The 16,017-nt window shown below is 64.4% G+C and carries 1 protein-coding gene (cut by a window edge); it reads left to right on the forward strand.

The genetic code is table 11. The features are described from left to right. Positions 1 to 16,017, forward strand: the 5' portion of a protein-coding gene (locus IF189_RS11405) for a non-ribosomal peptide synthetase (protein WP_192553308.1). It continues 252 nt past the right edge of the window; only the first 16,017 of its 16,269 coding nucleotides appear in the window; its start codon is at positions 1 to 3; its stop codon lies beyond the right edge, outside the window.

The following is a 16,017-nucleotide window of genomic DNA, read 5'->3' on the forward strand; positions in this document are numbered from 1 at the left end:
ATGCAATTTCGCGAGCTGATGGCTGTTATTTCCACCCATGCGATCCGCCTTCAACAGGACGATGAAGACCTGGTCATTCTGGGCGACGACGATGCGCTGGACGACGCGCTTTGGGACAGCCTCGCCAAGCACAAGGCGCAGTTGCTGGAGCTGGTGGCGAGCCATGGCGGCGACTGGTCGAGTCCGGCGCTGCGCATCACCCCGGACATGCTGCCGCTGGTGCAACTGGATCAGCCGGCCATCGACCGTATCGTCGCCACCGTGCCGGGCGGCGTGGCGAATGTGCAGGACATCTATCCGCTGGCGCCGTTGCAGGAGGGCATGTTGTATCTGCACCTCGCCGCCGGCGAAGGCGATCTGTATGTGCAACAGGCGCAGTTCACGTTCGACAGTCACGAGCGCCTCGACGCGTTTGCCCAGGCCTTGCAATGGGTGATCGACCGTCACGACATTCTGCGCACCTCGTTTGTCTGGGAGCGCCTGGACGAACCGGTGCAAGTGGTCTGGCGCCAGGCGCCGCTGGCCTGCGAAGAGGTGCAGCTCGACACGTCCACCGATGTGTTCAGTCAGTTGCAGGCGCGTTACGACGCCCGTCACTTGCGCCTTGATCTGCAGCAGGCGCCGCTGCTGCGGCTGGTGTATGCGCGGGATCCGGCGCAGGGGCGGATCGTCGCGCTGCTGCTGTTCCATCACATGATCATCGACCACGTGGCGCTGGACGTGGTGCGCCGGGAAATCCAGGCCTGGCTGCAAGGGCAAAGCGAACACGTCGCGCCGGCGGTGCCGTTTCGCAATCACCTGGCTCGGGCGCGCATGGCGCTCGATGAGCAGGCCCACGAAACGTTCTTCCGCGAGATGCTCGGCGATATCGACGAGCCGACACTGCCGTGGGGGTTGCAGGATGTTCAGGGCGGCGGGCAGGATTTCGAAGACTCGCAACTGACGCTCAGCGACGCACTGAACCTGCGACTGCGCACGCAGGCGCGGCAACTCGGCGTGAGCGTGGCGAGCCTGATGCACCTGGCGCTGGCGCGGGTGTTGGGCCAGTTGTCCGGGCGCACCTCGGTGGTGTTCGGCACCGTGTTGCTGGGGCGCATGGAGGCGGGCGACGGCGGCGAGCAGGCACTGGGCATGTTCATCAACACCTTGCCGTTGCGGGTCGATGTCGGCGCGCAAAGCGTTCACGACGGCGTGCTCGCCACGCATCGTCGATTGAGCGCCTTGCTCGCCCATGAGCAGGCCTCGCTGGCACTGGCCCAGCGTTGCAGCGCGTTGAATGCGCAGACGCCGTTGTTCAGCGCCATGCTCAACTATCGCCACAGCGCTGTCGGTGATGTTGCCGCAGTGATCGAACTGGCCCCCGGCGTCCAGGTCCTGAGTGGCAAGGAACCGACCAACTATCCGCTGACCCTGAGCGTCGATGACCTGGGCAGTGGTTTCCGGCTGTCCGCCATCGCGCCGAGCGGCATCGGTGCCGAACGGGTCTGCGCCTATGTGCAAACTGCACTCGACGCCTTGCTCGATGCCCTGGAGCACTCGCCCGAGACGCTGATCAACCAGTTGCCGGTTTTGCCGGAGCAGGAGCGGCAGCAATTGCTGGTGGACTTCAATGACAGTCGCGTCGAGATCGATCTGCAACAGACAGTTCATGGCCTGTTCGAGGCTCAGGTTCAGCGCACGCCGCAAGCCATCGCGTTGCAGGCCGATGAGCTGTCACTGACGTACTTTGAGCTTAATGCCCGGGCCAATCGCCTGGCTCACCGCTTGCGTGAGCTGGGTGTCGGGCCGGATACGCCGGTGGCGATCTGCGTCGAACGCGGGCCTGAACTGGTGATCGGCCTGCTGGGCATCCTCAAGGCCGGCGGCGCTTATGTGCCGCTGGACCCGGCGTACCCGGCGGAACGTCTGAACTACATGCTCAAGGACAGCGCCCCGGTGGCGCTGCTGGCGCACGGCGCGACCCGGGCGCTGTTCGAGGCGGGCGGCGTGCCGTTGCTCGATTTCGATCAGGATCACTGGCAGGACTACCCCGATCAGAATCCTCAGGTGCCGGGCCTGAACGCTTCGAACCTGGCCTACGTGATCTACACCTCGGGCTCCACCGGCACGCCGAAAGGGGTGATGGTCGAGCATCGTGGCCTGGGCAATCTGCTGCACTGGGGCTCGCAGGTTTGCCCGCCCGTGTCGGACGGCGCCCTGTTGCAGAAAACCCCTTACAGTTTCGACGCTTCGGTCTGGGAGCTGTTCTGGCCGCTGACATCGGGTCTGCGTCTGGTACTGGCGCGCCCCGATGCGCACTTCGAACCGGCGTACTTGACGCACGTGGTGCGCGAGCAGCGCATCAGCGTGATCCAGTTCGTTCCGGCGCTGTTGCAACAGTTCCTCGACGTGGAAGACGTCAGCCAGTGCACCAGCCTCACGGATGTGTTCTGTGGCGGCGGCGAGCTGACGCCGGCGTTGGCCCGTCAGGTACGCGAGCGTCTGCCGCAGGTGCGCTTGCACAACGTCTACGGCCCGACCGAAACCACGGTCGACAGCACGGTGTGGACGCTGGATCCGTCGATGCCGGTGCCGGAGGCGCTGTTGCCCATCGGCCGGCCCGTCAGCAACACCCGTTTGTACATTCTCGATGAGCAGTTGCAACCGTTGCCGCTGGGCGTGGCCGGCGAGCTGTACATCGGTGGCGTGCAGGTGGCGCGTGGATACCTGAATCTTGCGTCGCTCACCGCCGAGCGTTTCCTCGATGATCCGTTCAGCGATCAGCCCAATGCGCGGCTGTACCGCACCGGTGACCTGTGCCGCTATCGGGTCGACGGCAACCTCGAATACCTCGGTCGCAACGACGATCAGGTGAAGATTCGCGGCTTGCGTATCGAGCTCGGGGAAATCCAGGCGCGGCTGATTCAACTCGACACCGTGCTCGCCGTCGAAGTGCTGGTGCGCGAAGACGTGGCCGGCGATCCACGGCTGGTGGCGTACTACAGCGGTGAGCCGCTGGACATTGGTGTACTGCGCAGCCATCTGCTGGAGCAGTTGCCGGATTACATGGTGCCGACGGCATTCGTCCATCTCGACGCCATGCCCCTGAGCCCCAACGGCAAACTTGATCGCAAGGCCTTGCCGGCCCCGGATCAAAGCGGCCAGTTGCTGCGTGGGTACGAGGCGCCGGTCGGCGAGGTGGAATGTCGTATCGCCGAAATCTGGCAGACCCTGCTGAACGTCGAGCAGGTCGGGCGCCATGACAATTTCTTCGAGCTGGGCGGCCATTCCTTGCTGGCGGTGAAACTGGTCGAGCGCATGCGCCAACAGGAAATGAGCTGCGATGTCCGGGTCCTGTTCGGTCGGCCTACCGTGGCAGGACTGGCGGCAACCCTGGGCGCGTCGTCCGGCGTTCAAGTACCGGTCAATCGCATCACCCCTGACTGCCAATACATCACGCCAGACATGTTGCCCCTGGCCTCACTTGATCAGGTCGGCATCGACCGGATCGTGGAAAGCGTCCCCGGTGGCGTCGCCAACGTGCAGGACATCTACGCCCTGGCGCCGTTGCAGGCGGGGATTCTGTATCACCACATGGCCGCGACTGCCGGTGATCCTTATGTGTTGCAGGCGCAGTTCGTGTTTGACGGGATCAAGTCGATCAAAGCGTTCGTCCGCGCCGTCAACGTGGTGATCGCGCGCCACGACATCCTGCGTTCCAGCGTGGTCTGGGAAGGCCTCGAAGAGCCGGTGCAAGTGGTCTGGCGGGCGGCGCCGCTGGCGCTTGAACGGGTGGATGACGAAGCACTGGAAGGCGACGTGCTGCAACAGATGCAGGCGCGTTTCGACCCGCGTCACTACCGTCTGAACCTGGGCCGCGCACCGATGATGCGCTTCGCCTACACCGAGGATTCGCAGCAACAACGTTGGGTCGGCATCCTGCTGATGCATCACCTGATGCTCGACCACACCGCGCTGGAAGTGCTGGTGAGCGAGATGAACAGCGTGCTGCACGGTCACGCCGCCGAGCTGGCGACCCCGGTGCAGTATCGCAACTACGTCGCGCAGGCACGGCTTGGCGCGGATGCCGAGGCGCATGAAGAATTTTTCCGCGACATGCTCGGCGACATCGACGAGCCGACCCTGGCGTTCGGTGTGCAGGACGTGCACGGCGACGGCAGCGCGGTGCTCGACAGCCAACTTACGCTGGACACCGCGCTGGCCTTGCGTCTGCGCGAGCAGGCACGGCGGCTCGGCATCAGCGTGGCGAGTCTGGCGCACCAGGCCTGGGCGCAGGTCCTGGCGCAGATCAGCGGCCGGGACGAAGTGGTGTTCGGCACGGTGCTGCTGGGCCGGATGCAGGGCGGCGAGGGCGCCGACCGGGCGCTGGGCCTGTTCATCAACACCTTGCCGCTGCGGGTCAGCGTGACCGCTACGGCGGTGCGCGACAGCGTGCTCGCCACCCATGAACGGCTGGCGCAATTGCTCTCCCATGAACAGGCGTCACTGGCGCTGGCCCAGCGTTGCAGCGGGGTTTCCGGCTCGTTGCCGCTGTTCGGCACGTTGCTCAACTATCGCCACAGCGCACCGCAGGCGGCGGGGCTGACGCTGGATGGCATTGAACTGCTCAGCTCCCGCGAGCGCAGCAACTATCCGCTGGTGGTCAGCGTCGATGACCTTGGCGAAGGTTTGCGTCTGAGTGTGCAAGCGGTACCGGGCATCGATGGGGCGCGGGTCTGCGAGTACATCAATATTGCCTTCGACAGTCTGGTGCAGGCGCTGGAGCAGACGCCGCTACGAGGCGTCGATCAGTTATCGATTTTGCCGCCGGAGGAACGGCGGGAATTGCTGGCCGGGTTCAATGCCACCCACCGGGATTACCCGTCGGGTTCGACGGTTCATGGCCTGTTCGAGCAGCAAGTGAAACGGCATCCGCAAGCCGTGGCGGCGGTGCATGGCAACACCGTGTTGACCTATGAAGAACTAGATCAACGGGCCAATCGCCTGGCCCATCACCTGATCGGGCAGGGCGTGCAACCGGGCGACCACGTGGCGATCCTGCTGCCGCGGTCGCTGGATCTGCTGGTCGCGCAACTGGGCATCGGCAAATGTGCGGCGGCTTATGTGCCGCTGGACATCAACGCGCCGGCCGAGCGTCAGGCGTTCATGGTTGAGGATTGTCGGGCGAAAGCGCTGCTGACCTTGAGCACCGAGTCAGTCGGCTACAGCGTGCGTCGGATCGACCTCGATGCGCTGAAACTCGACGCGCAACCGACGCACAATCCGGACCTGCCGCAGTCTTCGGAATCCGTGGCCTACATCATGTACACCTCCGGCTCCACCGGTACGCCGAAGGGTGTGATGGTGCCGCATCGGGCCATCGGGCGACTGGTGATCAACAACGGCTACGCCGATTTCAACCCACAGGATCGGGTGGCGTTCGCCTCCAACCCGGCATTCGACGCCAGCACCATGGATGTCTGGGGGCCGCTGCTCAACGGCGGGCGAGTGGTTGTGATCGATCACGACACCTTGCTTGATCCAAACGTGTTCGGGCAGGTCCTGGCGGCTTCAGGCGTCACGATCCTGTTCGTCACCACCGCGCTGTTCAACCAGTACGTGCAGCTGATTCCCGAAGCCCTCAAAGGCTTGCGCATCGTGCTGTGTGGCGGCGAACGCGCCGATCCTGCGGCTTTCCGCCGCTTGCTGGCCGAGGCGCCAAGCCTGCGCATCGTCCACTGCTACGGCCCGACCGAAACCACCACCTACGCCACAACCTTCGAAGTGCGCGAAGTGGCAGAAGATGCCGACAGCGTGCCGATTGGCGGCCCGATCTCCAACACCCAGGTCTACGTACTCGACGCCCGCCAGCAACCGGTGCCGATGGGCGTCACCGGCGAGCTGTACATCGGTGGCCAGGGCGTGGCGCTGGGTTATCTCAATCGCCCGGACCTGACCGCCGAAAAATTCCTGCAAGACCCGTTCGGCGATCAACCGGGTGCGTTGCTGTACCGCACCGGCGACCTCGCACGCTGGCTGGCACCGGGACAACTGGAGTGCATCGGTCGCAACGACGATCAGGTGAAAATCCGTGGTTTCCGTATCGAACTGGGAGAAATCGAAAACCGTCTGCTGAACTGCGAAGGGGTCAGGGAAGCCATCGTGCTGGCGCGTCAGGACGGCCAGGAGCCGCTGCGTCTGGTGGCGTATTTCACCGCCGAAGAGGGCGTGGACAGCGCCAGCCTGCGCGAACAATTGCAGGCGCGCCTGCCTGAATACATGGTGCCCTCGGCCTGGGTGCAGCTCGATGCGTTGCCGCTGAACAACAACGGCAAGGTCGACCGCAAAGCCTTGCCAATGCCGGATCCGGGCGCCTGGCTCAGCCAGGCATACGAAGCCCCGCAAGGCCCGGTGGAAACCGCGCTGGCGCAGATCTGGGCCGATGTTCTGAAGCTGGAAAAGGTCGGTCGTCACGACAACTTCTTCGAACTGGGCGGGCATTCATTGCTGGCCGTGAGCCTGATCGAACGCCTGCGCCGGATCGGCCTGAGCACCGACGTGCGGGTACTGTTCAGTCAACCAACCCTGGCTGCACTGGCTGCGGCGGTGGGTAGCGGACGCGAAATCGAAGTGCCGGTCAACCGCATTCCTGCTGATTGCACGCGCATCACCCCGGACCTGCTGAGCCTGACCGCACTGGACCAGGCCGGCATCGACCGGATCGTCGCCACGGTGCCGGGCGGCGCCGCCAACGTGCAGGACATCTATCCGCTGGCGCCGTTGCAGGAAGGCATCCTTTATCACCACTTGAGCGCGGAGCAGGGCGACCCGTACCTGCTGCAATCGAGGCTGGCCTTCGACAGTGTCGAGCGTCTGCGCACCTTCACCGATACCTTGCAGCAGGTCATCGCACGCCACGACATCCTGCGTACCAGCGTTGTCCACGAAGGCCTGGCGACGCCTCATCAAGTGGTGTGGCGCCACGCCGAACTGGTGGTACAGCATGTCGCGCTGGACGCGGCAAACGGCGACATCCTCGAGCAATTGCACGAGCGCTTCGACGCCCGTCACTACCGCCTCGACATCAGCCAGGGGCCGCTGCTGCGCATGGTATATGCCGAAGATCCGAAGCAGCAGCGTGTGGTGGCGATCCTGCTGTCTCATCACCTGATTCTCGATCACACCGCACTGGAAGTGATCGTCGATGAAATGCGCGGTGTGATGTTCGGTGAGATCGACCACCTTTCCGCGCCGATTCCCTATCGCAACTACGTGGCCCAGGCACGCCTGGGGCTCAGCGAGCAGGAACACGAAGCGTTTTTCCGCGAAATGCTTGGCGACATCGACGAGCCGACCCTGCCGTTGGGGCTGCGGGATGTGCAGGGCGACGGTCACGGCATCGAGGAAGCGCTGCAACCGGTAGCGGCCGAGCTCAATGTGCGTCTGCGTGAACAGGCGCGGCAACTGGGCGTGAGTGCCGCCAGCCTGATGCACCTGGCCTGGGCGCAAGTGCTGGGCGTGCTGTCGAACCGCCGCGATGTGGTGTTCGGCACGGTGATGATGGGACGGATGCAGGGCGGCGATGGTGCCGACCGGGCGCTGGGGGTGTTCATCAACACCTTGCCGCTGCGCATCGATGTCGGCGCCGGCGCGCGGGACGGGGTCAAGGCAACTCACGCACGACTGACCGCGTTGCTTGGACATGAACATGCCTCATTGGCGCTGGCCCAGCGTTGCAGTGGTGTTGCGGCGTCGTCGCCGCTGTTCAGTGCCTTGTTCAACTACCGTCACAGCGCACCCGCGCAACAGTCGCAGAACGGCCAGGGTATCTGGGAGGGCGTGCAGAAACTCGGTGGCGAAGAACGCACCAACTACCCGCTGACCCTGAGCGTGGACGATCTGGGTGAAGGGTTTGCCTTGTCGGTTCTGGCGGTGAGCCAGATCGGTGCGCAACGGATTTGCAGTTACATGCACACCGCGCTGGAACAACTGGTGCAGGCGCTGGAACAGACGCCGCAAAAACCGTTGAACCGCTTGCCGATCCTTTCGACCGCAGAACTGGAGCGTCTGGTCGAGGGCTTCAATCCCCCGGTCACGGCCTATCCCCGTGGCGCAACGATTCACGCAATGGTCGAGGCGCAGGCCGAGCGCAATCCGAATGCCCTCGCCGTGATTCAGGGCGCGCAACAGCTGACCTACGGGCAGCTCAATCAGCGCGCCAACCAACTGGCCCATCATTTGATCGGCCTCGGTGTGCAGCCGGACGACCGCGTCGCCATTTGCGTGCGTCGCGGCCCGCAGATGCTGGTGGGGCTGCTGGCGATTCTCAAGGCTGGCGCCGGTTATGTGCCGGTGGATCCGGCGCACCCGGCGGAGCGCATTGCCTACCTGTTGCAGGACAGCGATCCGGTGGCCGTGCTGGTCCAGGCCTCGACCCGGGATCTGCCGGGCATGATGCCGGTGATCGATCTGGACAGCGACGCCTGGCAACACCTGCCCGACAGCGACCCGCAACTGCCGTACCTGACCCCGGCAAATCTTGCGTACGTGATCTACACCTCGGGCTCCACCGGCCAGCCGAAAGGCGTGATGGTCGAACACGCGACTTTGGAAAACCTCGTGCACTGGCACGCTGAAGCCTTCGACCTGCACGCCGGCAGCCACACCGCCAGCGTTGCCGGGTTCGGTTTTGATGCGATGGCCTGGGAAGTCTGGCCGGCACTGTGCGTCGGCGCGACCCTGCATCTGCCGCCGGAATCGGTGAGCAATGAACACCTGGACGAATTGCTCGACTGGTGGCGGGCGCAGCCGTTGCAGGTGAGTTTCCTGCCGACGCCGGTGGCCGAATATGCCTTCAGCCGCGAGCTGCAACACCCGACCCTGCGCACCTTGCTGATCGGTGGCGACAAACTACGTCAGTTCAGCCGTGCGCAAAGCTTCGCGGTGATCAATAACTACGGCCCGACCGAAGCAACGGTGGTCGCGACGTCCGGCCCGGTGGAAGTCGGTCAGCCGCTGCACATTGGCCGGCCGATGGCCAACGCCCGCATCTATCTGCTCGACGATCAGCAGCGCCCTGTGCCGGTAGGTGTCACGGGCGAGTTGTACGTCGCAGGCACCGGCGTGGCCCGGGGTTACCTGAATCGTCCAGAAATGACCGCCGAACGCTTCCTCGCCGACCCGTTCAGCGACCAGCCGCAGGCGCGGATGTACCGCACCGGTGACCTCGCGCGCTGGCTGGCGGACGGCAACATCGAATACCTGGGCCGCAACGACGATCAGGTGAAACTGCGTGGCGTGCGGGTCGAACTGGGGGAAATCGAAGCCGCGCTGGCCAGCCATCCGACGGTGCAGGACGCCGTGGCGCTGGTGCGCGACGGGCAGTTGCTGGCGTGGTTCACCGAGCGTGCACCGGCCGATATCGAAGCCCTGCGCAATCATCTGCAAGGGCTTCTGCCGCAAGCCTTGATCCCGGCAGCTTACGTGCGACTCGACGCCTTGCCGCTGACCGCCAACGGCAAACTCGACCGCAAGGCCTTGCCGGAGCCGGATCAGAACGCCTGGCTCAGCCGCGAATACGAAGCCCCGCAAGGCCCGGTGGAAACCGCACTGGCGCAGATCTGGGCGGATGTCCTGAAGCTGGAAAAGGTCGGTCGTCACGACAACTTCTTCGAACTGGGCGGCCATTCGCTGCTGGCCGTCAGCCTGATCGAACGCCTGCGCCAGATCGGCCTGAACACCGACGTTCGCGTGCTGTTCAGCCAGCCAACCCTGGCTGCACTGGCCGCTGCGGTGGGCAGCGGTCGTGAGATCGAAGTACCGGCCAACCGCATTCCTGCTGATTGCACCCATATCACCCCGGACCTGCTGAGCCTGGCCGAACTGGATCAGCCGAGCATCGACCGCATCGTTGCCACGGTGCCCGGCGGCGCCGTGAATGTGCAGGACATTTATCCGCTGGCACCGTTGCAGGAAGGCATCCTTTATCACCACTTGAGCGCCGAACAGGGCGACCCGTACCTGCTGCAATCGCGGCTGGCCTTCGACAGCGTCGAACGTGTGGAAGCGTTCGCGGCGGCGCTGCGTCAGGTCATTGCCCGCCACGACATCCTGCGCACGGCGGTGATCTGGCAGGAACTGGCCGCGCCGATGCAGGTGGTGTGGCGTCATGCCGGACTGGCGGTGCAGGAAGTCGTGCTCGACCCTGCACAGGGCGACATTCTCGAGCAATTGCACGGGCGTTTCGATGCCCGTCACTACCGCCTCGACATCAGTCAGGCACCGTTGCTGCGGCTGGTGTATGCCCGTGATCCGGCTCACGATCGGGTGGTCGCGATGTTGCTGTTCCACCATGTCGTGATGGATCACACCGCGCTGGATGTGGTGCAGCACGAAATGCTCGCCTGCCTGCAAGGGCGCGAAGCCTCGCTGGGCGCGGCGGTGCCTTATCGTAATTACGTGGCGCAGGCGCGGCTGGGTGTCAGCGAGCAGGACCACGAAGCATTCTTCCGCGACATGCTCGGCGACATCGACGAGTCGACCTTGCCGTTCGGCTTGCAGGATGTGCAAGGCGACGGTCGCGACATCGAGGAAACGCAACAGGCCCTGACGGCTGCAACCGGCCAGCGTCTGCGCAGCCTGGCCCGGCAACTGGGCATCAGCGTGGCCAGCCTGTTCCACCTTGCGTGGGGTCAGGTGCTGGCAGCGACGTCCGGGCAGGATCGTGTGGTATTCGGCACGGTGCTGATGGGCCGGATGCAGGGCGGCGAGGGTGCCGACCGGGCGTTGGGGATGTTCATCAACACCTTGCCGCTGCGGGTCGATCTCGGTGGAACCCCCGTGCGCGAAGGGGCTCGGGCGACGCATGCACGTCTGAGCGCATTGCTCGGTCATGAGCACGCTTCGCTGGCGCTGGCCCAGCGTTGCAGTGGCGTGGCCGCGCCGTCGCCGCTGTTCAGTTCAATGCTCAACTACCGGCACAGCGCCGACGAGGCGCAACAACAAAGCGTCCGTCAGGCCTGGCAAGGCATCGAAACCCTGAGCAGCGAAGAACGCACCAACTATCCGCTGAGCCTGGGCGTCGATGATCTGGGCAACGGTTTTGTGCTCACCGCCATGACCCCGGCGAACATCGGTTCACAGCGCATCTGCGACTACATGCAGACCGCGCTGGAGAAACTGGCGGATGCCCTGGAACAGGCACCGGATCAGCCGCTGAATCGCTTGCCGATCCTCGACGGTGCAGAACGTCAGCAGGTGCTGTACGACCTTAACGCCACCGGCACCGCAGACAATCTGGAGCAAACCGTTCACGGGCTGTTCGAAGCGCGAGTACAACGCACGCCGCAAGCCATTGCGTTGCAGGCCGGTGAGCAGCGGCTGACCTACGCCGAACTCAACGCTCAAGCCAACCGTCTGGCCCATCACCTGCGCGAACTGGGAGTGGAGCCGGATTCGCGTGTAGCGATCTGCGTCGAGCGCGGGCTGGAACTGATGGTCGGTCTGCTCGGCATCCTCAAGGCGGGCGGTGCCTATGTGCCGCTGGACCCGGCGTACCCGGCGGAACGTCTGGATTACATGCTCAAGGACAGCGCCCCGGTGGCGGTGCTGGTGCATGGGGCGACTCGCGCATTGCTCGACGAGAGCTCCGCGCTGGTGATCGATCTGGATCAGGACCACTGGACATTCAACCCGCAGGACAATCCGCAAGTACCGAACCTGAGCGCTTCGAACCTGGCCTACGTGATCTACACCTCCGGCTCGACCGGTGCGCCGAAAGGCGTGATGGTCGAGCATCGTGGCGTCGGCAACCTGCTGCACTGGAGTTCGCTGCTGTGTCCTGTCGCGACGGACGGCGCGCTGTTGCAGAAGACTCCGTTCAGTTTCGATGCCTCGGTCTGGGAACTGTTCTGGCCTTTGAGCGCCGGGCTGCGGCTGGTGCTGGCGCGTCCTGACGGGCACCGCGAGCCGGCGTATCTGGCGCAGGTGATTCGCGAGCAGCGGATCAGCGTGATCCAGTTCGTGCCGGTGCTGTTGCAACAGTTCCTCGAGCAGGACGACGTCAGCCAGTGCAGCAGTCTCACCGATGTGTTCTGTGGCGGCGGCGACCTGACACCGGCGCTGGCGCGCCTTGTGCGTGAGCGTTTGCCGCAGGTGCGCTTGCACAACGTTTACGGCCCGACTGAAGCCACGGTCGACAGCACGGTGTGGACGTTGGAACCGTCGATGCCGGTGCCGGACAACGCCTTGCCGATCGGGCGGCCGATCAACAACACCCGTCTGTACGTACTCGATGCCGCCGAACAGCCGGTGCCGATGGGCGTCATCGGTCAGTTGTTCATTGGTGGTGCCGGGGTTGCGCGGGGCTATCTGGGCCTGCCGCAGTTGATGGCCGAACGGTTTATCCCGAGCCCGTTCGTGGCCGGCGATCGGCTGTACGCCACGGGCGACCTGGTGCGCTACCGCGCCGATGGTCAGCTCGAATTCATCGGGCGCAACGACTTCCAGGTCAAACTGCGTGGCCTGCGCCTTGAACCGGGTGAAATCGAAGCGCAACTGCTCAGCCATCCAGCCCTGCGTGAAACCGTGGTGCTGGTGCGTGAAGAACGTCTGGTGGCGTACTTCACCTGGCACGCCGAGGCCGGGCAGCCGGGGATCGAGGCGTTGCGCGAACACTTGCTCGCACGCCTGCCGGACTACATGGTGCCGTCGGCCTTCGTCGCGCTCGACAGCCTGCCACTGAGCCCCAACGGCAAGGTGGATCGCAAGGCGTTGCCGGCTCCCGGTGCCGAGTCGGTGCTGGTGCGCGAGTACGAGGCTCCGCTCGGCGAGACCGAAATCGCCCTGGCCCGATTGTGGGGTGAGGTGTTGAACGTCGAGCGGGTCGGGCGCCACGATCACTTCTTCGAACTGGGCGGACACTCGCTGCTGGCGGTGAGCCTGATCGAACGCATGCGCCAGATCGGCCTGAGCACCGATGTGCGGGTGCTGTTCAGTCAACCGACCCTGGCCGCGCTGGCTGCGGCCGTGGGCAGCGGTCGCGAAATCGAAGTGCCGGCCAATCGCATCGCCGCCGGTTGCACCCGCATCACTCCGCAGATGCTGACGCTGGTTTCGCTGGATCAAGCCGCCATCGACCGCGTGGTGTCCAGCGTGCCGGGTGGCGCCGCCAACGTGCAGGACATCTATCCGCTGGCACCGTTGCAGGAAGGCATTCTTTACCATCACTTGAGCGCGGGAGAGGGCGATCCCTACCTGCTGCAATCGCGTATCGCGTTCGACAGTCCTGAACGTGTGCAGCGTTTCAGCGCGGCGTTGCAACAGGTCATCGACCGCCATGACGTGCTGCGCACGGGCGTGGTGTGGGAAGGCTTGGGCGTGCCGGTGCAGGTCGTGTGGCGTCAGGCTGAACTGGTGGTGCAGGAGGTCATGCTCGATCCTGCGTCTGGCGACATTCTTGAGCAGCTGCATGCCCGATTCGATGCGCGGCATTACCGCCTCGACATCGCCCAGGCGCCGTTGCTGCGTCTGGTGTATGCCCGGGATCCGGCCCGTGGCCGGGTGGTGGCGATGCTGTTGTTCCATCACATTGTGCTCGACCACACCGCGCTGGAAGTGGTGCGCCACGAAATGCAGGCGTACCTGCGCGGGGCCGACGAACCGTTGCCGGCGGCGGTGCCGTATCGCAATTACGTGGCACAGGCGCGTCTGGGTGTCACGGAATCGGAGCACGAAGCGTTTTTCCGCGACATGCTCGGCGACATCGACGAGCCGACCCTGCCGTTCAGTCTGCGCGATGTGCGCGGCGACGGACGCGGCATCGAGGAAGTGCAGCAGGTACTCGACAGCGGCCTGAACCTGCGTCTGCGCAGTCAGGCGCGGCAGCTGGGCATCAGCGTGGCCAGCCTGTTCCACCTTGCCTGGGCCCAGGTACTGGCGGCGACCTCCGGGCAGGACAACGTGGTGTTCGGCACTGTACTGATGGGCCGGATGCAGGGGGGCCAGGGCGCCGACCGCGCACTGGGCATGTTCATCAACACCTTGCCGTTGCGGGTCGATCTGGGCGAGACCCCGGTGCGTGAAGCGGTCAAGGCGACGCATCAGCGTCTCACTGCGTTGCTGGGGCATGAGCATGCTTCGCTGGCACTGGCCCAGCGTTGCAGCGGGATCGCGGCGCCGTCGCCGTTGTTCAGCGCGATGCTTAACTATCGACACAGCCACGGCGCCGAGCATTCGGACAGCGTGATTCAGGCCTGGCAAGGCATCGAGACCCTGAGCAGTGAAGAACGCACCAACTACCCGCTGAGCCTGAACGTCGATGACCTGGGCAACGGTTTCTCGCTGATTGCCATGGTGCCGGCGGACATTGGCGCGCAGCGGATTTGCGGCTACATGCAGACGGCGTTGTTGGCGTTGGTGGAGGCGCTGGAACAGGCACCGACGCAGGCGATGAATCGCTTGCCGGTTCTTGAGGGGGCGGAGCGGCAGCGGCTGTTGTTCGACTTCAACGCGACCGATGTCGGTTATGACCTTCAGCAGAGCATCCATGGCTTGTTCGAGGCGCAGGTCTTGCGGTCGCCACAGGCTGTGGCGGTGCTTTCCGGTGAGCAGCGACTGAGTTATGCCGAGTTGAATCAGCGGGCCAACCGTTTGGCCCATCACTTGCGCAGCTTGGGCGTTGGTCCTGATGCGCGGGTAGCGATCTGCGTCGAGCGGGGGCTGGAGATGGTGGTCGGGCTGCTGGCGATTCTGAAGGCCGGCGGCGGTTATGTACCGCTGGATCCGGCCTATCCGTTGGAGCGTCTGGCTTACATGCTGGAAGACAGTGCGCCGTCGGCGGTGCTGGTGCAGGGTTCGACTCGCGGGTTGTTGGGTGAGGTGGCGGTGCCGGTGGTCGATCTGGATCACGACACCTGGCAATCGTTGTCGGCGGATAACCTTTCCGTCGATGGACTGACCCCGCAACATACGGCCTACGTGATCTACACCTCGGGCTCCACCGGTCAGCCAAAAGGCGTGATCAACGAGCATTCAGGTGTGGTCAACCGCTTGCTGTGGATGCAGGACGCTTATCGCCTGACGGCTGAAGATTCAGTGCTGCAAAAAACGCCATTCAGCTTCGACGTCTCGGTGTGGGAATTCTTCTGGCCACTGATGACTGGCGCCCGATTGGTCATGGCCCGTCCCGGCGGTCACAAGGATCCGCTGTACCTGAGCGAAGTGATCGAGCAAGAACGCATCACCACGCTGCACTTCGTACCGTCGATGCTCGACGTGTTCCTTGCCCATGGCGACACCGCGCGTTGCAACGGTTTGCGTCAGGTGATGTGCAGCGGCGAGGCCTTGCCGGGCAGTCTGGTGCGGCGCTTCAAGCAGCAATTGCCGGGCAGCGGATTGCACAACCTCTACGGCCCGACCGAAGCGGCGGTGGACGTCACGGCCTGGGATTGCTCTGGTCCGCTGGAGCAAACCCCGGACAACACGCCGATCGGCAAACCAATCGCCAACACCCGCATGTACATCCTCGATGCCCAGCAACAACCGGTGCCGCAAGGCGTGGTCGGCGAGTTGTACATCGGCGGCGTGCAGGTTGCTCGCGGTTACCTGAACCGTCCTGAACTCAGCGCCGAGCGTTTCCTTCAGGATCCATTCCAGCCAAACGGAAGGATGTACCGCACCGGCGACGTCGCCCGTTATCTGGCCGACGGCAACATCGAATACCTGGGCCGTAACGACGATCAGGTGAAGATCCGTGGCCTGCGTATCGAACTGGGTGAAATCCAGTCCCGCCTGACCGACATCGGCGGCGTGCAGGAGGCGGCGGTGCTGGCTCGCGAGGACGTGCCGGGGGACAAACGACTGGTGGCCTATTACACCGGCGCCCGGCTGGAAATCGACGTGCTGCGCGGTCACCTGCTGGAACACCTGCCGGATTACATGGTGCCGGCGGTGTTCGTGCACCTTGATGCATTGCCGCTGAGTCCGAACGGCAAGCTCGACCGCAAGGCCCTGCCGGTGCCGGATCAGGCTTCGGTCATC

Origin of the sequence: Pseudomonas sp. IzPS59 (assembly GCF_014863505.1) — a bacterium.
GTDB classification, from domain to species: Bacteria; Pseudomonadota; Gammaproteobacteria; order Pseudomonadales; family Pseudomonadaceae; genus Aquipseudomonas; species Aquipseudomonas kribbensis.